Annotated in this window: 18 protein-coding genes; 8 read left to right on the top strand and 10 right to left on the bottom strand. The window is 45.1% G+C overall.

The annotated features are described in order from the left end of the window. Positions 1–120: 120 nt before the first annotated feature. The 4 genes from BLR43_RS04290 to BLR43_RS04275 form a co-directional block, all read right to left on the bottom strand. Entirely contained in the window at positions 121–1464 is a 1344-nt protein-coding gene (locus tag BLR43_RS04290) for an ABC1 kinase family protein (RefSeq protein ID WP_071001438.1), read from the bottom strand. Between the two features lie 81 nt (positions 1465–1545). Then, a complete protein-coding gene (locus BLR43_RS04285; protein ID WP_071001437.1) occupies positions 1546–2337 on the bottom strand; it encodes a HesA/MoeB/ThiF family protein in 792 nt (263 codons plus the stop codon). A 45-nt stretch (positions 2338–2382) separates the two neighbouring features. Next, a complete protein-coding gene (prmC, locus tag BLR43_RS04280) occupies positions 2383–3255 on the bottom strand; it encodes a peptide chain release factor N(5)-glutamine methyltransferase (protein ID WP_071001436.1) in 873 nt (290 codons plus the stop codon). 48 nt (positions 3256–3303) lie between these two features. Further along, on the bottom strand, positions 3304–4929 hold the full coding sequence (locus BLR43_RS04275) for an AmpG family muropeptide MFS transporter (RefSeq protein WP_071001435.1): 1626 nt from the start codon (positions 4927–4929) through the stop codon (positions 3304–3306). A gap of 766 nt (positions 4930–5695) precedes the next feature. Between BLR43_RS04275 and katG the strand changes: the two genes are divergently transcribed. The 5 genes from katG (at position 5696) to BLR43_RS13575 (ending at position 13424) form a co-directional block, all read left to right on the top strand. Continuing rightward, positions 5696–7888 carry a catalase/peroxidase HPI gene (katG, locus tag BLR43_RS04270; protein ID WP_093069228.1) on the top strand — a complete coding sequence of 731 codons (2193 nt, stop codon included), beginning with the start codon at positions 5696–5698 and terminating at the stop codon, positions 7886–7888. Positions 7889–8249: 361 nt separating this feature from the next. Next, complete coding sequence (locus BLR43_RS04265; protein WP_093069053.1) at positions 8250–9179, top strand: LysR substrate-binding domain-containing protein; 930 nt, start codon at positions 8250–8252, stop codon at positions 9177–9179. A gap of 202 nt (positions 9180–9381) precedes the next feature. Then, on the top strand, positions 9382–11940 hold the full coding sequence (locus BLR43_RS04260; RefSeq protein ID WP_093069051.1) for a membrane-bound PQQ-dependent dehydrogenase, glucose/quinate/shikimate family: 2559 nt from the start codon (positions 9382–9384) through the stop codon (positions 11938–11940). Between the two features lie 281 nt (positions 11941–12221). Next, positions 12222–13223 carry an LLM class flavin-dependent oxidoreductase gene (locus BLR43_RS04255; RefSeq protein WP_093069048.1) on the top strand — a complete coding sequence of 334 codons (1002 nt, stop codon included), beginning with the start codon at positions 12222–12224 and terminating at the stop codon, positions 13221–13223. A 48-nt stretch (positions 13224–13271) separates the two neighbouring features. Next, entirely contained in the window at positions 13272–13424 is a 153-nt protein-coding gene (locus tag BLR43_RS13575; RefSeq protein WP_167669382.1) for a hypothetical protein, read from the top strand. A gap of 97 nt (positions 13425–13521) precedes the next feature. Here the strand turns inward: BLR43_RS13575 and BLR43_RS04250 are convergent, their stop codons facing one another. The 5 genes from BLR43_RS04250 to ispF form a co-directional block, all read right to left on the bottom strand. Further along, positions 13522–14481, bottom strand: coding sequence for an AEC family transporter (locus BLR43_RS04250; protein WP_093069046.1), 960 nt, complete (start codon positions 14479–14481; stop codon positions 13522–13524). Between the two features lie 240 nt (positions 14482–14721). Continuing rightward, entirely contained in the window at positions 14722–16617 is a 1896-nt protein-coding gene (gene mnmG / locus BLR43_RS04245; protein ID WP_093069044.1) for a tRNA uridine-5-carboxymethylaminomethyl(34) synthesis enzyme MnmG, read from the bottom strand. Positions 16618–16877: 260 nt separating this feature from the next. Then, positions 16878–17417 carry a hypothetical protein gene (locus BLR43_RS04240; RefSeq protein ID WP_093069042.1) on the bottom strand — a complete coding sequence of 180 codons (540 nt, stop codon included), beginning with the start codon at positions 17415–17417 and terminating at the stop codon, positions 16878–16880. A 279-nt stretch (positions 17418–17696) separates the two neighbouring features. Further along, positions 17697–18047, bottom strand: a complete 351-nt coding sequence (grxD, locus tag BLR43_RS04235; RefSeq protein WP_071001428.1) for a Grx4 family monothiol glutaredoxin — start codon at positions 18045–18047, stop codon at positions 17697–17699. A gap of 117 nt (positions 18048–18164) precedes the next feature. Continuing rightward, positions 18165–18668: a 2-C-methyl-D-erythritol 2,4-cyclodiphosphate synthase gene (gene ispF / locus BLR43_RS04230; protein WP_058025333.1), complete on the bottom strand. Its 504-nt coding sequence runs from the start codon at positions 18666–18668 to the stop codon at positions 18165–18167. Positions 18669–19042: 374 nt separating this feature from the next. Between ispF and mnmA the strand changes: the two genes are divergently transcribed. Together mnmA and purB are read left to right on the top strand one after the other, a co-directional pair. Continuing rightward, positions 19043–20155 carry a tRNA 2-thiouridine(34) synthase MnmA gene (gene mnmA / locus BLR43_RS04225; RefSeq protein ID WP_237182809.1) on the top strand — a complete coding sequence of 371 codons (1113 nt, stop codon included), beginning with the start codon at positions 19043–19045 and terminating at the stop codon, positions 20153–20155. Between the two features lie 212 nt (positions 20156–20367). Next, a complete protein-coding gene (gene purB, locus BLR43_RS04220) occupies positions 20368–21759 on the top strand; it encodes an adenylosuccinate lyase (RefSeq protein ID WP_071001426.1) in 1392 nt (463 codons plus the stop codon). 181 nt (positions 21760–21940) lie between these two features. Here the strand turns inward: purB and BLR43_RS04215 are convergent, their stop codons facing one another. Beyond that, positions 21941–22135 carry an NF038104 family lipoprotein gene (locus tag BLR43_RS04215; protein WP_071001425.1) on the bottom strand — a complete coding sequence of 65 codons (195 nt, stop codon included), beginning with the start codon at positions 22133–22135 and terminating at the stop codon, positions 21941–21943. 130 nt (positions 22136–22265) lie between these two features. Between BLR43_RS04215 and BLR43_RS04210 the strand changes: the two genes are divergently transcribed. After that, a complete protein-coding gene (locus BLR43_RS04210) occupies positions 22266–23438 on the top strand; it encodes a cupin domain-containing protein (RefSeq protein WP_071001424.1) in 1173 nt (390 codons plus the stop codon). Positions 23439–23502 lie beyond the last annotated feature (64 nt).

Here is a 23502-nt window from a genome sequence, read left to right as displayed (position 1 = left end):
GCCATTTTTGTGGCAATTAGCACACAATCCTTTGTGTTAGATAATTAAAAGCAATAGTAAAATAAGTAGGAGTCAAACAGTTATTAGAGCTATTGGGACATCATAAAATAAAAACAAACCCTACAATACATCTAACGTGGTTGTCCCTATCGTATCCTGTCCTAGCATTTGTACACGCTGATCGCTAAACATATCCATGTCAGGGGCTAGCGTACGCATAAACCGATCAAAATATAACATCTGCTTGGTCAATAAAGCAAAGTCGCGTGGAAAATGGATACCATGACGTTTGCCAACTTCGACAATCTCAAGCATCATTTTATTGAGCTCGTCAGCTTGCTCTTTACTGTTAAAAGGCACACCGCTGGTAAAGGTCTTATCTTCTGCCATGATCGTTATCATCATGCGCTCTAGATCGTTACCTAAGGCAACCACATCAACTTTATTGCCACCATGCGTCATTTCCATGTCAATCATATAACGTGCCATCGCTTGATAGTCACTGTCTTGCATCGCTTGCATCATACCCATGCACGCACGCCAGCTCTCGGCTTTTAATTTACCGACAATACCAAAGTCTAAGAAACCAATACGTCCATCGGTTAATAGCATCAAGTTACCCGCATGCAGGTCAGCATGAAAACTATTGCACAGCATAAGACTGGCAAACCAGGTGTTTAATGTATCTGCCATGATTTGCGCAGGATCGCTGCAATACTGACGCATGAGCGACTCATCAACCATAGAAACCCCATATAGGCGGCTCATCGTCAATACACGCTTGGTGGTCAGATCGTCATACACTGTTGGTGCCACTACCCGAGTATTACCTGAGACGGCTAAGAACTGCTGAAAATCGCGGATGTTTTGTGCTTCAGCGATAAAATCCGTCTCGGCAAGCATACGCAGGCGAATCTCATCGATAATTGGCGCGATACTTGCGAACTTCATCGATGGCATCACTATTTCAAGCAGCTTGGTCACGCCATGCAATACGCCCAAATCGGTCTGCATAATCGTCTCGACGCCAGGCTTTTGTACCTTTAGCACCACTTCATCACCATTATGCAGACGGGCAGCATGAACCTGAGCGATAGAGGCAGAGGCTAGCGGCTCTGAGTCAATATGCGCAAACTTATCATCAAGGCTCATACCATCAGTCGCCAGCTCTTCTTTTAGCACCTGCTCGATATAAGCATAAGACAATGGCGTGGTTTGATCCAAGCAGCTCTGGAAAGCAGTAACATAATCACGTGGAAACAGCGAGGGTGTACTGGCGATAAACTGACCGATTTTGATATAAGTCGTGCCTAACTGCTCAAAGGTTTCTTTGAGTAGCATTGCATCAGGTTTTTCCCCTTTTGCCACTCTTAGCGCAGATAAGCCTGCGACACTCGCGGTTTGGCGAACACGGTTGACGACATTAAAGGTATGCTTTAACAAATGCGGACGATGAATTTTCATAAAAAACAACTATGGTAATAGAAAGGATTTGAAAATAGATAATTTCGAAAATAGACTAAAAATATATCAAAGACATAGTATTCAATCAGGGCTGCTACAGACTGGGCATTCTGGATCTTTTCTATAACCCATCAGCCGCTGCTGCATCTGCCTACCATCCCATATAAGCAGCTTATTTGTCAGTGGATTTTTGGTTAATCCCAAATATTGCAAGGCGGTATTGGCTTGTAGGTTACCCATAACCGCAGTGGTGCTCGCAAGCACACCTGAATTGGCACAGGTACGCTCATCGGCAACCTCATCATGCACAAGCGCGCCAAACACGCAATGATAGCAACCTGTGTCCAGATGTGGCTCAAACAGCGCCAGCTGCCCTTGCATCGCAATTGCCGAGGCAGATAATAATGGAATCCGATAATGGACGCTAATGCGATTGATGACGTCACGAGTCGCAAAATTATCCGTACAGTCTAGTAATAAGTCTGGCTTACCAGAGGCTAGATTGAGCAACTCATAAGCATTGTCTTCATCTAACCGCGCCACGGTGCCGTAAGCTTCTATCAAAGGGTTGATGCGTGCCAGCATAGCCGCTGCTGTCAGCGCTTTGGACTGACCGATATCTTCTGGCAAAAACAGCGTTTGCCGTTGCAGGTTACTCGCTTCGATCGCATCATCGTCAATCAGATGCACATAACCAACCCCTGCACGCACCAGTGTCTCAGACGCTGGACAACCAAGGCCACCTGCGCCTATTATCACCACGCGTGCTGACTTTAATCGCAGCTGAGCATCCATATCCCAACCGTCGAGTAGTATTTGCCGTGCATAACGGAGAAGCTCATCATCAGATAGCTGTGCCAAATCGTCTGCCATATTTTTTGCAACCTATAATTAAAAATGTCTATCCATAAAGCCTATTTATGGATATTGCCCTACTGTGACACGATCATTACCACCGTAATCTTGTACCGTGTGTACTGACTCAAGACCATTCTCCAAAAATAACCGTCGAACCGCAACCCCTTGGTCATGGCCATGCTCGATAGCCAGCAGTCCTTTTTTGCACAAATAAGACGGTGCCTGCTGGACAATATGCTCGATATCAGCCAAACCATGATTGGGTGCACTCAGCGCGCTGATCGGTTCAGCGGTTAGTCCCGCCAAATGCTCATCTGCCTCATCAATATAAGGCGGATTTGAGACAATCACATCAAACCGACATTCGTCATCAGTAGGTAACGCTTGATACCAACTGCTTTGGATAAATTCAATATTAGTGACACCATTAAAATCCGCATTATGCCGAGCAATATCGAGCGCCTCAAGCGACAAATCAACGGCGACCACTTGCCAATTGTCTTTTTTTAATTCATGAGCCAGACTGATAGCAATACAACCTGAGCCTGTACCCAAATCAAGTAAGCGCTTATGAGGATTAGATACCGGCTGAGCATTGATCCAATTCAATACTTGCTCGACCAATACCTCGGTATCGGGTCTGGGAATCAAAGTATGCTCATTGACCACAAAATTCAGCGACCAAAATGCTTGCTGACCCGTCAAATAAGCGAGCGGCGTCCCTTCTTGCATCTTAACCATACCAGTATAAAACCGTCTTTGCTCACTTTCTGTCAGCTGATAATCTTCGTCAGTAATCAAAAATAGTGAAGGTTTATCAATAACATATAGCAGCCAATCCGTTGGCCAAAACGATGGTATCTGACGATTTGTCTCACCATTCGTCAGTTGGCCAATTTGCTGCTTTATTTGACGAATGGTCAATGCGGTCATAAGTCACTCTTAAAGATATCGTAAATAAAGATAAAAGTACTGCCAATGCTACTCTGAAGCGCGCGGTGGCTCATTGGTATCGGTCAGGTTTGGATTTGCTTTCGCTAGTTTGTCATCACCATATATGTCATCATTATCACCAATCACAATGTGTTTATCGACCAAGTAGATTAAGATCAAAATTGGCATACCAATCGCAAAGGTGAAAATAAAGAAAAATGGATAGCCCATATTGTCAACGATAGCCCCAGAGTAGCCACCCATCACCTTAGGTAGCAACGTCATTAATGAGGAGAAAATAGCATACTGTACCGCGGTAAAACGAATCGAGGTCAAGGCAGACAAGAACGCAATGAATACAGCGCTGGCAAGGCCTGCCGCTAGATTATCAAAAATCACTGCCACGTACATATGCGGCAAGCTACCAGGATGGTAAGTGAGCAGGACAAATAATAAATTCGTCACACAAGCCAAGATGGCACCGACCATCATCGCCTGCATCATACGCAGTTTTTGAGCCAAAATACCACCCAAAAAGCCACCCGCAATAACCATGATGACACCAACCAGTTTCACAGCATTGGCAATGTCTGTCTTGCTAAAACCCATGTCTTGATAAAAGACATTCGAGATGACCCCTGCGACGATATCAGAAATCCGGTATAACCCAATCAAGGCCAGTAGCAATAATGCTTTTTTGCCATAACGACGGAAAAAATCAACGACTGGTTCGACCCAAGTGGTATAAGCCATTTCTTGTTTGACCACGCCCACTTTGACAGACAGGTAACCCACAACCGATGCCACCAGTAAGCTGGCTAACAGGTGAACCACTTCGAGTACAAAGGCAAACATCACACTGTCTGTCTCTGGCAGTAACGCACCAACATTGACAAAAGCAATGATAAAAGCGGCGACCGACAATACAAATACCAGTACCAAACGGGCATAGTCAGAGGCGGGACGATCAATACGTATCTGCTCGCTCACAGGCTCCCGAATTATCAACGTGGTCACCACACCTACGCCCATCACTGCTGCCATGATCCAATAAGTATTGCGCCATGCTTCGTAACTATAAAACTCTTCGGTCGAACCGAAATAATCTGCCAAATAGAGCGCACCTGCGCCTGCAAAAATCATCCCTAAACGGTAGCCTGCGGTATACATTGCCGACAATACTGACTGAAAACTCGCAGGGGCAAGCTCAATACGATAGGCATCGACCACAATATCTTGCGTGGCGGATGAAAAGCCCAACAGCACCGCTGCCATGGCCATATAGTGCAAACTGCTCTCATCGGTCGGATTGATGCTGGCCATCATATAAATCGCCAAAATAATTAAGAGCTGTGCAATCAAAATCCAACTACGACGACGGCCCAGTAATCTAGTCAATATCGGTAGCGGCACCGCATCCACTAAGGGCGCCCAAATGAACTTGAACGAATATCCCAATGCCGCCCAACTAAAGGTCGTCACTACACTGCGATCAAATCCCGCCTCACGCAGCCATAACGATAGGCTGGAGAAAATAAGCAAAATAGGAATACCAGCCGCAAAACCCAAAAACAGCATGATCATAGCACGCCGATCAAGATAGGCTTTCGCCGCCTCGCCCCATGATTTTTTGGCGATGGGAGGTTTGGGTGGTACAGATTTGACAGCAGACATAATAACTCACCAACAATTGAGACAAATAACACAACTGCGCACAATTTTTATCAATCTTTAGAATCAGTTATCCATCAAGAGATCGATAAAAATTGCTCTACGTTGCACCAATATGATCATTACAACAAAATTCAGTTATGGTACTTGAGAACCGCTACCTTGACTAGATGTTTTTGCATTAACTCATTGATTCTGGCACTTTCATAACGGCTTATATTTCGCTGCAGTAACGAAGATTATAGCAATCTTTCACTATGGTTAAACCAGTCCTTAGTTTTCTTACTACTTACTCTCATCAAAGATGTCTAATAACGCTTTCAGTTATCGGCAATATATAGATAGAGGTAGGATCAATACAAACTTGATCGGCTTATTACTGTCCCACCTAGTAGCAAGAGCAATGGCGTTAATAGCAAGCTGGATGAGGTACTACACCAAGAATTAATGATTAATAATTTAAAACATATAATTTTTATATATTAGTTTTATAAATAAACAGTACTTCGTTATGCTCTCTATATCAACAATGATTATCTTAATTGACGGTTTGTTCTTTCTATTACCATAGCCCAGGAGTTTTGCCATGTCCGATTCAACCAACACCCCAACCGACAAAAACACCACGCAAGATACTGCCGGTTGCCCGATAAACCACCAAGGTAACAGCGACACCGCAACCAATACAACTTATGATCAAGGTGATGATAAGGGACCGACGATTCATAGTGAAAACGCTGATCAAACACACGCACCGCAGCGTCCTAGCATGGGCGGCTGTCCTGTCATGCATCAAGCGCATACTACCACCGCCTCTGCTGCGACTGACTGGTGGCCGAATAGCTTAAACCTAGACATATTGCATCAGCAAGACAAAAAGACTGATCCAATGGGAGCAGACTTTGATTATGCTGAAGCGTTCAAACAACTTGATTTAGAAGCGGTCAAAACCGATTTGAAAAACCTCATGACCGAATCACAAGAGTGGTGGCCAGCAGATTGGGGTCATTATGGTGGCTTGATGATTCGTATGGCGTGGCATTCAGCGGGTACATATCGCGGTGCCGATGGTCGCGGTGGCTCTAATACTGGCAACCAACGCTTTGCGCCACTAAATAGCTGGCCGGACAACGCCAACCTAGACAAAGCGCGCCGCCTACTATGGCCCATCAAGAAAAAGTACGGCAACAAACTATCATGGGCTGATTTGATGATTTTGGCAGGCAACATGGCTTATGAGTCTATGGGCTTTAAAACGCTAGGCTTTGCTGGTGGTCGTGCTGATATTTGGCATCCAGAAAAAGACATCTACTGGGGTTCTGAACGCGAATGGCTGGCACCGACCGAAAACCGTTACGATAGCGATAAAGACCGTGCATCCCTCGAAAACCCACTAGCAGCGGTACAAATGGGCTTAATCTATGTCAACCCTGAGGGCGTCGATGGTAACCCTGACCCATTGAAAACCGCTCAAGATATGCGTACGACGTTTGCGCGTATGTCAATGAATGATGAAGAAACGGTTGCTTTGACCGCGGGTGGTCATACCGTTGGTAAGTGTCACGGTAATGGCGATGCGACGACACTAGAAGACGAGCCAGAAGCGGCGGATGTCAAAGAGCAAGGTCTAGGCTGGCGCAATCCTAAAGGTAATGGCAATGCCGGTGATACTGTTTCAAGCGGTATTGAGGGCGCGTGGACCACCAATCCAACCCAATGGGATCATGGCTATTTTGAATTATTATTGAACCACAATTGGGCATTAACCAAAAGTCCAGCAGGTGCATGGCAGTGGGAGCCCACAGATATTAAAGAAGAAGACCGTCCATTAGATGCTCATGATCCCAGTGTCCGCCGTAATCCGATCATGACTGATGCTGACATGGCATTGATCAAAGATCCTGTTTATCGCGAGATTTCAGAGAAATTCCATAACGACCCAGCGTATTTTGATGAGGTGTTTGCCAAAGCATGGTTCAAGCTAACTCACCGTGACCTAGGGCCTAAATCTCGTTACTTAGGGGCAGATGTACCGAGCGAAGACTTTATCTGGCAGGACCCTATTCCAGCAGGCAATGCAGACTTGAATGCTGATGATATTGCAGCGCTAAAATCGCAAATATTGGACAGTGATTTGAGCCGCCGTGAGTTGATCGTTACGGCATGGGACAGCGCACGTACATTCCGCGCATCAGACTATCGCGGCGGTGCAAATGGCGCACGTATCCGCTTAGCCCCGCAAAAGGACTGGGCAGGCAATGAGCCAGAGCAGCTGCAACGTGTGCTTGAGACATTAACCCGCATTCAGTCTGACTTTGATAAAGACGTAAGTTTGGCCGATTTGATTGTGCTTGCTGGTAATGCTGCTATTGAGCAGGCAGCAAACGATGCAGGCATAGAGGTTACGGTACCATTTACCGCAGGTCGCGGTGATGCAGAAGCGGCAATGACCGATACCGAATCTTTTGCAGACTTAGAGCCACTGCACGACGGCTATCGCAACTGGGTCAAAGAAGACTATGCGGTCTCTCCTGAAGAGATGCTGCTCGATCGCACGCAGCTAATGGGATTGACAGCGCCTGAGATGGTGGTATTGATTGGCGGTATGCGCGTCCTTGATACCAACCATGGACAGAGCCAACAAGGCGTCTTCACTGACCGTGCTGGTGTACTAACCAACGACTTCTTTGTCAACTTGACCGACATGAACTACACGTGGCATCCCGTGAAAACAGGTGACGAGCCAAGCAACACGATCAATAGTTACGAAATACGTGAGCGTAGTACCGGTAATACCAAATGGCAAGCCAGCCGTGTGGATTTGGTATTTGGCTCAAACTCTATCTTGCGTGCTTATGCTGAGCTATATGCGCAGGATGATAACTTAGAGAAATTCGTTCGTGATTTCGTTAGCGCTTGGAGTAAAGTCATGAATGCGGATCGTTATGACGTTGCTGAGTAAGCGTTATTGATTAGATTAATGAACAGTGAGTAAGTCTATCACTCATGAACAGCTATCTTTTAGAAGGTAGCTGTTTTTTATGCCTAAAATTTAGATATTCAACAGTCTTAAATATTCTGAGTTACACACCCCATCTAAATAAAACAAACGACTAAACGACTATAAGAAATACCGTAAAAACAAGAGGACTATAAAAAACATATATTCATAATTATCATAAATTGATAGCTATTTATTATATACAAGAATAATGGCTTTGTTTTACACTACGCTCTTATGGCACATTTGTAAGTTTTTACTTTCATATACAAATCTTTCAAATATAGGTAAGGTTTGTATTGTTACACAATAGGATTCAGTGATGGCAATCGATGTAGTGGTCAACCAGCGACATTTACAAATTCAGCTCAAACAGTTGGAAACAGTCTGGCATACGGTGATTAATGGCTATAACTTAAGTCAAGCAGCGACTGTACTGCACACCAGCCAATCGAGCTTGTCAAAGCATATCGCGGCACTTGAAAACCAACTGAAGACCGAAGTATTTATTCGTCAAGGAAAGCGGCTGACAGGTCTGACCACCATGGGCACCGCGCTCATGCCGCATATTGAGTCTATCTTTGCCGAGATTCGTACCATTGAAAATCTAAGTCTGGATTTTAACAATCCAAATATCGGTACTTTGACCATTGCGACGACCCACACGCAGGCACGCTATGTGCTGCCGAAGGTGGTTAAAAAATTCAAAGATCGCTTTCCCAAAGTCAATTTGATCTTGCAACAAGCGGATCCTGAGACCATCGCGCAGATGGTTATTCGTGGGCAGGCCGATATTGGCATTGCAACGGAGTCATTGCTCCATAATAACTACCTACGCTGTTATCGTTATTATGACTGGACACACCGCGTCATCGTACCAAGCGATCATGAGCTTGCAGGCTTAGAGTCCATTGATCTGCCGACGCTGGCCAGCTATCCGATTGTGACTTACCATGGCGGCTTTACCGGTCGCGGCGCGATTGATAAAACCTTTGAAGCCGCAGGTCTAGAGCCAGATATTGTGTTAGCAGCACTTGATGCGGATGTGATTAGTACCTATGTTGGACTTGGCTTAGGCATTGGTATCATTGCCGAGATGGCCTTTGAACCAAGTCATTATCAGAACCTAACTGCCATACCAGTCGATCATTTTGGACGGTTTACCAGTTGGATGGCAGTACGCGATGATGCTGAGATTCGCCAATATGGCCGCGCCTTTATGGAGCTTTGTCAAAAACAATTTGACAACTAGACAAAGCGGCTAGAGCGTCTGTCTTACCTTACCCCACCTTTACCGAGCTTATGTATAAGTGATAAAATACAGTCTAGAACGTTATTCAACGTTTTATTTCGTTTTTATTTCTGCATGTATTGCTGGACGCCTAGACATTTAATTGTACTGGGTGTCGATCACTACATGTCCATTTGCTTCTATGTAACAGGTGATACCGCTCATGGAAAAACTCGTAGCGATCATTATGGCAGTTTTTGCCGTCCCCTTGATTATTGGCGGCGCTTATCTGCTCTCTTTAGGCGGTAGTCCTTACTATCTTTTTGCTGGCGTTATGATGTTAACGACAGCATTTTTATTGTTCAAAAAACACTGGAGCGCTTACGGGGTGTACGCGATATTTATCGTTGTGACACTAGTATGGTCGCTTTGGGAATCTGGATTTTATTGGTGGGCGCTGGCAACTCGCTTGGGTTTCCCACTAATATTTGGTTTATTAATGCTTTTACCGTGGGTCTCTAAGAAGATGCACGGGAAACACGCTCAAGTAACAACCACAAACAACGTTAAGAAAAGTCCTCTTTATTATTGGGGACTAATGGCCAGTGTGGTTGTGGGCGCACTGCTCTCTTTCGGTAGTATGGCCAATAATGCCACCGACAAATTGGGCGAACTCGATTTAACTGCCAAAGATGACGGCGATCAAAACGCCACTTCTACCAACCTTGGCGACCCATTATCCACTGGTGAGCAAACACCAGATGGCGAATGGAGCGCGTATGGCCGTACTGATTATGGACAACGCTACTCTCCTCTGGCTCAGATCAACACTGAGAATGTCAAAGATTTAGAACTCGCTTGGCAAATCCAAACCGGTGATGTCAAAGGTCCTAATGATGTTGGCGAAACCACTTATCAAGCAACACCATTAAAAATCGGCAACGCTCTTTATATGTGTACGCCGCATAACTGGGTGCTAGCATTAGATGCCGACTCTGGTGAGACTCTATGGAAGTTTGATCCTAAGGTTGGCGAAAACCTCCAACGTCAGCATCAAACCTGTCGCGGTGTATCTTACTATGCTGGTCAAGCTGGTACAAACAGCACTACGCCATCAGCTAATGCTAATATCGAGACAGCTAGCAATAGCGCCGTCAGTGACACCACTGATAATAACGTAGTAGCGGCTAATAAACCGGCCGCGACTGGCGATACATTGGTGCAAAAAATTGCTGGAAATACCTTTGAAAATCCTTCCAAGCAATGCGATGCCAAGATCTTTATCCCAACTTCTGATGCCAAGCTATATGCATTAGATCCAAAAACGGGACAACGCTGTCAAGACTTTGGTGAAGATGGTGCATTAGACCTCATGCACAACATGCCGTTCCCGCAAGCAGGCTACTACTACTCAACGTCTGCACCCGTCGTCGCAGGTGGCGTTATTATTGTCGCTGGTGCTGTTAACGACAACTACGATGTAAACTCACCCTCTGGTGTGATCCGTGCTTATGACGTGAATACTGGCGAGCTTATGTGGAACTGGGATTCAGGCGATCCTGACAACACAGCTCCTTTTGATGTCAATGATCCAACTCAAGTCTATCGCACCAGCTCGCCAAACTCATGGTCGACTGCCAGTGCTGATGAAGAGCTTGGTTTGGCCTACTTCCCAATGGGCAATCGCACGCCCGATCAGCTCGGTAGCTATCGTAATGCTGCTGAAGAAAAGTACGCAACCTCTGTGGTCGCACTAGATCTTAAAACAGGTGAAGCGCGCTGGGTACAGCAGTTTGTCCATCATGATCTTTGGGATATGGATACGCCTGCTCAGCCAACATTGCTTGACTTAAATACCGCTGATGGTGTCCAACCTGCGTTGGTTATACCGACCAAACAAGGCGATGTCTACGTCTTGAACCGTGCCACAGGCGAGCCTATTGTACCTATCAAAGAGCGTGATGCACCGCAAGGCTATCTCATTGCTGGTGAACATGCTGCTCCGACGCAACCTTACTCTGGTTTGAGCTTTGAGCCGCCGATGTTGAAAGAAAAAGACATGTGGGGCGCAAGTCTCATCGATCAGATGATGTGCCGTATTGAGTTCAACAAACTCAACTACGACGGCCGCTACACGCCGCCATCAACCAATGGTACTTTAGTCTATCCTGGTAACTTTGGTACCTTTAACTGGGGCGGACTCGCTGTTGATCCTGAAAATGGCGTGATGTTCGGTATGCCAACTTATCTTGCCTTTACCTCAAAACTCATCCCTAAAGACACACTTGGCGATGTTGAGACCAATAAAGGTGAACAAGGTGTGAATGCCAATGAAGGCGCAGACTATGCGGTAGAGATGGGACCATTCTTATCACCACTTGGTGTACCTTGTCAGCAGCCACCATGGGGCACTATTGCAGGTGCTGATCTGGCCACAGGCGAGATTGCGTATCAGCGCAAAAACGGTACCGTACAGGACTTATCTCCTATTCCAATCAAGTTTGAATTGGGGGTACCTGGTATTGGCGGCCCTATCATCACTAAAGGTGGCGTCGCATTCTTGTCAGCAGCAACAGAAAACAACTTCCGTGCTTATGATTTGAAAAATGGCGATGTCCTATGGAATGTTCGTATTCCAGCAGGTGGTCAGGCTACACCTATGACCTACTTGAACTCTAAAGGTGAGCAGATGGTGGTATTGGTAGCTGGTGGACATGGTTCAGTAGGTACGAAGATTGGTGATTATGTTGTGGCTTATAAGCTTGGCGATCAAGCCAAATAAGTGATTTAAAAAACTTACCATTTACATAATGTCATTTCAAAAAAGCAGGTAACTTCGGTTGCCTGCTTTTTTTATGTGCGACTGGTTTTGTTATACAAATACTTTTGATATAGATATGTTTGATAGCAAGCTTATCAGCAGCCTTATCTTTTGCTAGCTATACCTACTATCCACTAATGGCGCTTTGTTATGAATTATTACTGCTTGGTCACACGGCTTGAAATCGATATCAATGACAAGCATATCAAGAGAAAATAATTAATCACTCTACTGGATAATTTATGAATAACAAAATCCCTTTATCTTTTTTAGATCTCGCACCTGTACCTGAAGGCAACACCATTGCTGAAGGCATCGCCCAAACGGTACAAACCGCGCAGCAAGCAGAGAAGTCTGGTCTAAACCGTTATTGGATGGCAGAGCATCACAATATGCCGGGTATCGCTAGTGCAGCGACCTCAGTCCTACTGTCACATATCGGTAGCCAAACCAAGCGTATCCGTATTGGTGCAGGCGGCGTGATGCTACCAAATCATGCGCCTTTGGTAATTGCTGAGCAATTTGGCACATTGCAAGCATTATATGGCGATCGAATTGATCTCGGTTTGGGCCGCGCACCTGGCACTGATGGGGCGACGTTTCAGGCACTGCGCCGCCAAATGAAAGACGCCGAGCGTTTTCCACAAGATGTACAAGAACTGATTTACTTTTTGGGCAATGATACAGATGGCAGCCCTGTACAAGCGTTCCCCGGCGCCAGATCAGGCGTCCCTATTTGGATATTGGGCTCGTCCCTATTTGGTGCGACCTTAGCCGCGCATTTAGGACTGCCCTATGTGTTTGCCTCACATTTTGCACCGCAAATGCTCGGACAAGCAATTAAAGCCTATCGTGAGCAATTCAAGCCGTCTGCCTATTTAGATAAGCCTTATGTCATGCTGGCTGCAAACTTGTTACTGGCTGACGACGATGAGACTGCTCAGTATCACTTTACCTCAGCACAGCAGAGTTTTGTACGTTTGCGCCGTGGTGAGACAGGTCAAATGCCAAAACCTACGCACGATATGGACAGCATCTGGAGCCAAGCAGAAAAAATGATGGTAGATAATGCGCTGTCAGTATCGTTTATTGGCTCGGTTGGGACAGTCAAACCAAAGCTTGCGCAGTTTTTGGCACAATATGAGCCAGATGAGCTAATCGTCACGGCCAACATCTATGATCAAGCAGCGCGTTTGCGTTCACTTGAACTTACACCTGAGCTAAATTTGTTTACTTTACAATAAGATGGAACGCTTGCATAATTATTGATAAACCACTATGAGATCATACTTATGGAACCCTCTGCTTTTATTGGTTCATCGATATTTATGTATATCGTGGCATTTCTTGCAGTCATGGCCATCGGTGGGTATCTGACCTACCGTACCAGTCCTAAGCGTAAGCAACGTCGAGAAGAAAAGCGTAACCGAGACAATATAAATTGACATTCACCCCCCCTTTTTTCAAAATAGAAAAAAAGGGGGTTTTTAGTATTACAACGACCAGTTGACGCTATGTCCAACAAAGCACTGAATATATAAGCTACATCAAACCAAGCGCACGTAAGGCGGCCGCACCAAACGCCATGCCAAACATACCAACCACCGTCGTAAACGCCAAGATATTTGCCGCGAGCACATCATTGCCACCCATAGCCTTCGCCATCACATAACTGGCCGCTGCGGCTGGTGATGCCACCATCAAGAATAACACGCCCATATGGACGCCTGATAAACCAAATGCTAATCCAATCGCAATGGCGATGATTGGCGCAATCACAATCCGACCAATACTTGCCTGCATAGATAACCCTGAGGCACTCAGCATCGATTTCAAATCAATACTAGCACCAGCGCAAATCAGTGCCAGCGGCAATGCAACCGCTGCCAACAAATCACCAGTCGTGTGAATCACACCTGTGAGTGGTGGCAATGGCAATGCCTTATAAGCAAATGCTGATAGCAATGCCAAAATAAGTGGGTTGGTAAAAACTTTTTTGAGGATCATAATACTGCGACTGATCAAAGTATCATCCACATTTTTAGAGACACGACTTAACGTAATGACCGCTAAAATATTGAACAATATGGTGACTAAGCCCATGTAAACGGCACCAATACTTAAACCACGCTCACCATAAGCATTGGCAACGGTTGCGAGGCCAATAATAGCCATGTTGCTACGGAAAATACCTTGTACGAACACGCCTTGGTCGGCAGGACGTTTGATGAAGCGTTTGGCATACAGCTCCGCCCCAAAGAACAGGACAAATGTCACCAAAATACCAACAAAAATTAGCTTAACTTGCTGACCATAATCAACATCGCTATCGACCACGCTAAAGAATAGCAAGCAAGGCAGGCAGTAGTTAAAAACAAAGCTGGATGCCTGATCAATGAAACTTTGGCTCGCCTCGCCACGTCTTTGCATAAAAAAACCCAACCACATCAAAGCAAGGTTGGGGAATACAATAGTAATAGCAAAAACAATAGCATCAATCATAAATAGGCTCAATTCGGTGACAAGCCCATCATGATATGAGCATCAACAAGAAAATTTAATAAGTAATAATCAGATTTTACGACCTAGTATAGAGACAAAGCAGCAAGTAAGACAAGTTTGAATGAGACTTTATTTCGTTAATAGAGTGGTTTTTCAATAAACAAAAGCCCGCAATAAAATATTATTACGGGCTTTTTATATCATGGATGCGTTGTTATAAAAGGCTTTGGCATACTACCGTTACGAGTCAAGCGCAGCCTTTGCTTTTTTATGTTTTTTGACCGTCATCGCCAATAACTGTATGGCCGCAGGTGTGACACCGCTGACACGTCCAGCTTGAGCTAGCGTCGCAGGACGAACTTGCGTGAGTTTTTGTACAATCTCGTTTGATAGCCCTGATACCACACTATAATCAAAATCTAGCGGTAGCGCCGTGTTTTCTAAGCGCTTCATTTGATCAATATCTTCTTGCTGACGATCGATATAGCCGGCATATTTGACAGAAATCTCGATCTGCTCTCCTACTTGCGCATCAACGGTTGAGTCAGTAATAGCCGCGATATCAGCAAAACGTATCTGCGGACGCTTGAGCAAATCAAAGGCAGTCGATTCTTTAGAGAGCACCTCACCTGTCTGCTCAGACAGTTTCTGACCCAAGGTATTTGTCGGCGTGGCCCACATGTCTTTTAGGCGTGACGTCTCTGTCGAGATCGCCTCCATTTTTTCTTGATATGCTTGCCAGCGCACATCATCTACCAGCCCTAGCTTGCGACCCGTCTCAGTTAAGCGCTGATCGGCATTGTCTTCACGTAGCAATAAACGATACTCTGCACGGCTCGTAAACATACGATAAGGCTCGGTCGTACCATGGGTGATCAAATCATCCACAAGTACGCCAAGATACGCTTCATCACGGCGCGGGGTCCACGTGTCAAACTCGCTATTGTTAGTAGTGACCAATGCGGCATTGGTCCCTGCTAGCAAACCCTGCACGCCCGCTTCTTCGTAGCCTGTCGTACCATTGATCTGACCCGCAAAGTACAGACGATCAATCGATTTGGTCTCAAGCGTGGGCTTGAGATTTTGCGGATCAAAATAATCATACTCGATGGCATAGCCTGGACGCGTGATATGGGCGTTCTCAAGCCCTTTCATGCTATGAATAAAATCTAACTGCACATCAAATGGCAAACTGGTTGAGATACCATTCGGATACAGCTCATGCGTGGTCAGGCCTTCTGGCTCAATAAAGATCTGATGGCTGTCTTTGTCCGCAAAACGATGAATTTTATCTTCGATAGACGGACAATAACGCGGGCCTACGCCTTCAATTTTGCCAGAGAACATCGGTGAGCGGTCAAGATTTTCACGGATGATATCGTGGGTGCGCGCATTGGTATGTGTGATATAGCAGTTAACCTGCTCAGGATGCATAGAGACATCACCCATATAGCTCATGACAGGCAGCGGCGTATCACCTGGCTGTACCGTCATCACGCTAAAATCAACGCTACGGGCGTCGATACGTGCTGGCGTGCCTGTTTTTAGGCGACCTACTGGCAATTTCAGCTCACGCAAGCGATCGGCGAGCTTGATAGAAGGCTGATCGCCTGCACGTCCGCCATTCGAGTTTTCTAGACCAATATGAATGACACCGCCCAAGAACGTCCCTGAGGTTAATACGACTGTTTCGGTCTTAAAAACAATACCTGTAGAGGTCACAACAGCTGTAGCACGGCCATTTTCTACCAAGATATCATCAGCGGCTTGCTGAAATATATCTAGGTTTGGTTGATTCTCTAACGTATGACGAATAGCCGCTTTATACAAGATACGGTCGGTTTGCGCACGCGTGGCACGAACGGCAGCGCCTTTACGGCTGTTTAGTACACGAAACTGGATACCTGCTTTGTCCGTTGCTAGCGCCATCGCGCCGCCTAACGCGTCAATCTCACGCACTAAATGCGATTTACCGATACCGCCAATCGCGGGATTACAGCTCATCTGACCAAGCGTCTCGATATTATGGGTCAACAATAAGGTCTGAGCGCCCATACGTGCAGCCGCCAGAGCAGCTTCTGTGCCAGCATGACCACCGCCGATTACTATCACGTCGTAATGTTTTGGGTATTGCATGTGTGCCTCACTTGACTCATAACGCTGCTGATTGACGTATCTTATGTTCAAATAAGAAAACCATCAGCAAATAAACGTCAGTCGTATTTATAAAAAAGATAACGACTCAGTTAAGTCGTTCATAATTGGTTGAATAACCCATCATTATAACAATTTTTTCACGCTTAAAAAACGCTAGGATAAAAACTATTATAATTAAGCGCAAAGATACTTACGCCAGCATCACTTTGGTTGTTAGCTTTTGAGTTCGTAATGATCTCTTAGTTATTACTGTTTCCACGGCTCAAGGGTACGAGCTGATCCGATTGACCGCTAGACAGCATATGATGGCTACCATACCCTTCTGGGTTTATCTGTAGATAGGCATTCATTTGACCAATCGCCTCACCATCATCACTCGCTAAAATCTGCGCTTTGATAAGCTCAACTGGCGGTAATGGTAAGTTTTTGAGTAAGGCCAAGCGCTGATGGTTATCACCCTTGTTGACTACTAATTCGATAAGTTGACGAGCATCGATTGGCAAATCTGGCGTGTTTTGAGCCAACAATGCCAAGTGATAAGCACCTGCTGGATCTTGGTCCACAACAATGCGCTGTTCAATAGCGATATACGTCGCTTCAGTTGCACCGCCTGCCACACTAAGCTGATGAATACACTTCAGTGCTGAGTATGACTCATTATTAGCAATCTCAATGATCCGCGTAGATTCGTTTTTTAAACGCGCGCGACGCTTTTCAATCGCTGCTTGCGCAGCCGCTTCTCTCTGCTCATTTGACTGTTCATTGGTTTGGTTATTCATAAAGCTCTCTTAATTATCTGATAATTATTATTTATATCGCTGGTATCTTGGACACTATATGGGGGTAAATCCCATAAAAACAACGAAGCCTAATGACATAGGCGCGTGGAAATACTAGTAGGGACAAGAATAGATAGAGTATTAGTGACACTAATAGCAATAATAAAAAAACCCAAATAGCCATTAATGACTACTTGGGTTTGCTGTGCTCGTATCTTACACTCGTATCTTACAAAGACTAATTGGACATTAAAGACATCCAACTCACACTTTTAATTATTAAGCAGCAGGGCTGTTTGCTTCAACCAATGGCTTTAGCTCGCCTGATTGATACATTTGCAAGATGATGTCTGACCCGCCCATCAACTCGCCATCAATCCATAATTGTGGGAACGTTGGCCAGTTCGCAATTTTTGGCAACGTTGCACGGATTTCTGGGTTTTCTAAAATGTTTACAAACGCAAATGGACGACCAATCTGAGTCAACACTTCGATAGAGCGCGCTGAAAAACCACACTGCGGAAATTGCGGTGTGCCTTTCATGTAAATAATGACTTTATTGTCACGGATTTGATCACGGATCAATTGTTCAACGTCGTTTGCAGTAGTGTTTGGGGTTTGCTCACTCATAAAAGCTCCTATTGATAAAGCGGTTCATTAAAATGATTATTTATATAAAAATAATTGTGTAAAGACGTGGCTGATACATGGGGCAACTGCCGCTGTATTACAAGCACGAATTTCGATCTATGTAGGTTCAACAGTATTAGGGACTAATAATACCACGGCATTGGCCATGATGCCTTCTTGACGACCCGTAAATCCCAATTTTTCAGTCGTGGTGGCTTTTACACTGATATTGCTAATATCTGTTTGTAAGTCGCTCGCGATATTAGCGCGCATCGCTTTGTTGTGCGGTGCCAGCTTTGGACGTTCACACATCACCGTGATATCAGCATTGCCTAGACTATAACCAGCCTCTTGCACTTTACTATAAACATAACGCAGCAAAATCCTTGAATCCAATCCAGCATGCGCCGCATCGGTATCAGGAAAATGCTGCCCAATATCGCCAAGTGCAAGTGCGCCCAGCAGCGCATCAGCCAATGCATGCAAGACCACATCCCCATCAGAGTGTGCGAGCAAACTATGAGAATGCTCAATCGGCACGCCCGCTAGAATGACATATTGTTGCTGCTGACCATTATTATGAAAAGCATGAACGTCAATACCTTGACCAATTTTTATCATTATTATTCCAAGATGAGTTAAAGGTGATTAAAATAATTCAAAACCACTATCTGAATTTTCAAAGTGGTTTTACGAGTAGCCAGACACCATCGGTCGCCACCAGTTTCAATTAACTGGTATAATATGACGTTTATTTTATCATAATACCAGATCCAAAAGACAAGATGACGTTGTTCTGCTGAGACTACGCATTGTAGTGATTGCATAACGCTTGGCGTCGGCATGTACTTTGGATAACGTATAAATAGTTGAGCCGTTTTATGTCAGCCATACAATACACTTCAAGCACAACCGTTTCTGAGTCTTTTAATGCTCATCGCCCTTTAACACTTGCTGATGTCGAAAATCCTAGCACCAAGCATGTGATCGTCGGTATGTCAGGTGGGGTCGATTCTTCTGTATCAGCCGTATTACTTCAGCAGGCAGGCTTCAAGGTTGAAGGCCTGTTTATGAAGAACTGGGAAGAAGATGACGGCACCGAATACTGTACAGCAATGGATGACCTCGCAGACGCGCAAGCCGTATGTGACAAAATTGGCATCAAACTGCACACGGCCAACTTTGCGATGGAATATTGGGATCGCGTATTTGAGCACTTTTTGGCAGAATATAAAGCCGGCCGCACCCCTAACCCTGATATCTTGTGCAACAAAGAAATTAAGTTTAAGGCGTTTTTGGACTATGCGTTGACGCTTGGTGCAGATTATATCGCGACCGGTCACTATACGCGCCGCAGTGTGAACTATATCAATGCCGAAGGTGACGAGGTTGCGCAGCTCTTACGCGGTCTTGATAATAATAAAGACCAAAGCTACTTTTTGCATGCGGTTGGCGGTGACAAAATCGCTAAAACCTTATTCCCAGTTGGCGAGCTTGAAAAGCCAGTGGTACGTCAAATCGCTGAAGAGCATGACCTAGCGACGGCTAAGAAAAAAGACTCTACGGGTATTTGCTTTATTGGTGAGCGCCGTTTTAAAGATTTCCTACAACAGTACTTGCCTGCCCAAAAAGGCGAGATACTTACTGATGACAATAAAGTCATCGGTACTCATGATGGCCTCATGTACTACACATTGGGTCAGCGCGGTGGCATTGGCATTGGCGGTGTCAAAGACCGTCCCGAGGAGCCGTGGTTTGTATTGGCAAAAGACTTAGAGAAAAATCGTTTAATCGTCGGTCAAGGGCATGAACATCCCATGCTAATGAGCAACGAGCTAAAAGCCTATAAGCTCGATTGGATTGATGGTTTACCACCTGCGGATGTGTTTAGCGACGAAGGCTTAGCCTGTATGGAGAAGTCTCGCTATCGCCAGCCTGATCAAGCGTGCCGCGTGTTTGCGACCAATGCTGATGGCAGTGAGGTTCGAGTGGTATTTGATGAGCCGCAGCGCGCTGTCACTCCTGGACAGTCAGCGGTATTTTATATCGATGAAGTATGTTTAGGCGGCGGCGTGATTGAATCTATCGATGCACCATGTGGATTTTAATTGATTCCTAACACCCAACTTAAAGCACAGATGTTGATGCAGCAAATAGATTTATTTTGACGAGGGTCAACATCGCTTTATTTGCATAGACCACTTTTTTAATATCATATTTCTGCTATATTACGCGCAACGATTTCGACGTCGTTTTTTATATGGTAATTTTTTATCTAGACTCTTGCAGTTTTTTATTTCATAACTACTGAGGCACAACCATGACCCCACTTACCGCTCTCTCTCCAATTGATGGTCGTTACGCATCAAAGGCTGACAGCTTACGTCCTTATTTATCTGAATTTGGTCTAATCAAAGCTCGCGTTACGGTAGAGATTCGCTGGTTGCAGTCTTTAGCTGACAACAGCGCAATTGGTGAATTAGCAGCATTTGATGACCAGACCAACGCTTTTTTGAATGCAATCGTTGATGATTTTGGTGAAGCCGATGCCCAAGCGATCAAAGACATCGAAGCGACGACCAATCATGATGTAAAAGCGGTTGAGTACTTTATCAAGAACAAGTTCCGGGGTCAGGACGCTTTAATTGATTCTCTTGAGTTTATTCACTTTGCCTGTACCAGTGAAGATATCAACAACTTATCGTATGCATTGATGCTCAAAGACAGCCGCAAGCTTGTCGTTGCCAAAATGCAGCAAGTGACTGATAGCATCGTTGACTTAGCGATTGCTCATGCTGATCAACCAATGCTATCACGCACCCATGGTCAGACAGCCAGTCCAACGACATTGGGTAAAGAGATGGCAAACGTGGCCTACCGCCTTGCTCGTCAAATCAAGCAAATCAATCAAGTAGAGTTATTGGGTAAAATCAATGGCGCCGTTGGCAACTACAATGCGCATTTTTCAGCGTATCCTGACGTCGACTGGCAGAGTCATGCTGAAGCATTTATCAATCAGCGTCTAGAGTTAACCTTTAACCCTTATACGACTCAAATTGAGCCACATGACTATATCGCTGAGTTGTTTGATGCTGTTAAGCGTTTCAATACCATCTTGATCGATTTTAACCGTGATATTTGGCAATATATTAGCTTAGGCTATTTTAAACAGCGCCTAAAAGACGGTGAAGTTGGCTCTTCTACCATGCCGCATAAAGTTAATCCAATTGACTTTGAAAACTCTGAAGGCAACTTAGGCGTTGCCAACGCGATGCTGGCCCATTTGGGTGAGAAGTTACCGATTTCACGTATGCAGCGTGATTTGTCAGACTCTACCGTATTACGTAATATCGGTGTTGGCCTAGCACAGAGCATGATTGCTTTTGATGCGTGCCTAAAAGGGGTGGGTAAACTTGAGCTAAATGCACAGCGTTTAAATGACGACTTGAATCAAGCGCAAGAAGTGTTGGCAGAACCGATTCAAACGGTCATGCGTCGCTACCGTGTTGAAAACCCGTATGAAAAACTAAAAGCCTTGACTCGCGGTAATGCCATGACTCGTGAAGCCATGCTAACCTTTGTTGAAAGCGATGAGCTATTGGCTGTTAGCGACGCGGATAAAGAACGCCTACGTGCATTGACGCCTGCTACTTATATCGGTAATGCCGCTGAGCAAGCACGTGCTATTAAAGAGTGGATTGCCAAGCTGTAAAGTTTGCCAAGCTGTAAAGTTTGCTAAGATGAATTGAATACCTTAAAGCAATAGAGATAAGGCACAATTGCCTCATCTCTATTTGTTCAAACTGGCTATACATTCGCCTAAGTCTATAAAAAAACAACCTTACTTTGCATGCTATGATGATCTTAAAAACTCATAGGTGATAAGTAAGGTTTTATTTTTTATCCTTTTTATCATCATCGTCATCACTATCGCCTGGTATGATAGCTTTACCGACCGCGACCGTGCCTTTGACTACGCCTTTGGTGGTTTTATAGGCGACTTTGGCAGGCACGGTGACGATTTTATGGACACAAGCTTGCAAGAAAAACACGCTAGCAATAATGACAACAAAATGTAATTTTTTCATAACTTTCCTACGATTTGATGGCTGCTCTGATGATAGCCATCAGATAGGTGATCATCATAAACGATTAATCCCTTCCTATAAAGCATCCCTTACCATCAATCTTGTACGTATTTAAAATATGGATTTACCCATGACCTCTATTCCTCTTTGTCTACCCGACTCTATTACGCCTGAGCAGTTTTTGGCTGAATACTGGCAGAAAAAACCACTGCTTATCAAGCAAGGCTTACCGCAGCTGATCGATATGTTTGAGCCCGATGATATGATGGGTCTTGCCCTTGAAGAAGATGCTAGCGCACGCTTGCTAACCCAAGCAGCCAGTAAAAAAGAAGGTCAAGCGCAGTGGCAACTCAAAAAAAGCCCACTGAGCGAGACTGATTTTGAGAACCTACCAGAACAATGGACCGTATTGGTACAAAACCTAGAGCAATGGTCACCAGAGCTCGGTCAGTTGTGGCAAGCGTTTGACTATATTCCGCAGTGGCAGCGTGATGACATTATGGTCTCTTACGCGCCTAAAGGCGGCTCGGTCGGCAAGCACTATGATGACTATGATGTATTTTTGGCGCAAGGCTATGGCTCTCGCCGTTGGCAGCTAGGTAAATACTGTGATAAGAATACGGAGTTTGTCGCAGATGAGCCGATAAGACTGTTTGATGATATGGGCGACATCATCTTTGATGAGATATTAGAAGCGGGTGACGTGCTTTATGTGCCGCCCAAACTCTCGCATTTCGGCGTGGCGCAAGATGATTGTCTGACGTTTTCTTTTGGCTGCCGTCGTCCAAATTTGATGCAAATTATCGATAGCTTAGCGGATATCGCCACCAACGATAGCGATTTGTTTATTCCGCTGCTATTGCCGCAAGCACTACAGGCATCTGGCGCATTGCAATCAGAGAGTATCAGTGCGATCAAAGAGCAGCTCTTGCACATGCTACAGTCTGAGCGTGGTGATGATATGATTCGTCAAGCAGTCTCTGAGGTGGTGAGTAAGCGCCAATACGATGCGCTGATGCCAGAGGAAACACTGGGCACCGATGAGCTTGTACAAGCCTTGTCTGAAGGTGCGCTATTGCAAGCGGACTATAGCAATCGCCTACTCTATAACAAAACTGGTAATGGTATTGTGCTGTATGCCAATGGGCAGCGTCTCGATGGACTTGATGATGCAGCAATAGCAGTGTTGGTACGTTTGGCTGATGGAGAGCCATTACAATATAGTGATGTGAAGGATATCGATACAGATGATTTAAGCGAATGGTTAGAAAACGGTTGGATATGGGTCAATATGACTGAATAAAACATAATCATCAAATTTTAGCTGAATAATGCACAATAAAAAAACCGCTATCTGATAATTACTC

The organism is Psychrobacter pacificensis, from assembly GCF_900101915.1.
Taxonomy (GTDB): Bacteria; Pseudomonadota; Gammaproteobacteria; order Pseudomonadales; family Moraxellaceae; genus Psychrobacter; species Psychrobacter pacificensis.
This window is presented reverse-complemented; position numbering and strand designations above follow the sequence as displayed.

Coding starts and splice junctions, on each gene's coding strand:
- BLR43_RS04290 (WP_071001438.1), bottom strand. CDS start 1,464: ATGAAAATTCATCGTCCGCATTTGTTAAAGCATACCTTTAATGTCGTC.
- BLR43_RS04285 (WP_071001437.1), bottom strand. CDS start 2,337: ATGGCAGACGATTTGGCACAGCTATCTGATGATGAGCTTCTCCGTTAT.
- prmC (WP_071001436.1), bottom strand. CDS start 3,255: ATGACCGCATTGACCATTCGTCAAATAAAGCAGCAAATTGGCCAACTG.
- BLR43_RS04275 (WP_071001435.1), bottom strand. CDS start 4,929: ATGTCTGCTGTCAAATCTGTACCACCCAAACCTCCCATCGCCAAAAAA.
- katG (WP_093069228.1), top strand. CDS start 5,696: ATGGGCGGCTGTCCTGTCATGCATCAAGCGCATACTACCACCGCCTCT.
- BLR43_RS04265 (WP_093069053.1), top strand. CDS start 8,250: ATGGCAATCGATGTAGTGGTCAACCAGCGACATTTACAAATTCAGCTC.
- BLR43_RS04260 (WP_093069051.1), top strand. CDS start 9,382: ATGGAAAAACTCGTAGCGATCATTATGGCAGTTTTTGCCGTCCCCTTG.
- BLR43_RS04255 (WP_093069048.1), top strand. CDS start 12,222: ATGAATAACAAAATCCCTTTATCTTTTTTAGATCTCGCACCTGTACCT.
- BLR43_RS13575 (WP_167669382.1), top strand. CDS start 13,272: ATGGAACCCTCTGCTTTTATTGGTTCATCGATATTTATGTATATCGTG.
- BLR43_RS04250 (WP_093069046.1), bottom strand. CDS start 14,481: ATGATTGATGCTATTGTTTTTGCTATTACTATTGTATTCCCCAACCTT.
- mnmG (WP_093069044.1), bottom strand. CDS start 16,617: ATGCAATACCCAAAACATTACGACGTGATAGTAATCGGCGGTGGTCAT.
- BLR43_RS04240 (WP_093069042.1), bottom strand. CDS start 17,417: ATGAATAACCAAACCAATGAACAGTCAAATGAGCAGAGAGAAGCGGCT.
- grxD (WP_071001428.1), bottom strand. CDS start 18,047: ATGAGTGAGCAAACCCCAAACACTACTGCAAACGACGTTGAACAATTG.
- ispF (WP_058025333.1), bottom strand. CDS start 18,668: ATGATAAAAATTGGTCAAGGTATTGACGTTCATGCTTTTCATAATAAT.
- mnmA (WP_237182809.1), top strand. CDS start 19,043: ATGTCAGGTGGGGTCGATTCTTCTGTATCAGCCGTATTACTTCAGCAG.
- purB (WP_071001426.1), top strand. CDS start 20,368: ATGACCCCACTTACCGCTCTCTCTCCAATTGATGGTCGTTACGCATCA.
- BLR43_RS04215 (WP_071001425.1), bottom strand. CDS start 22,135: ATGAAAAAATTACATTTTGTTGTCATTATTGCTAGCGTGTTTTTCTTG.
- BLR43_RS04210 (WP_071001424.1), top strand. CDS start 22,266: ATGACCTCTATTCCTCTTTGTCTACCCGACTCTATTACGCCTGAGCAG.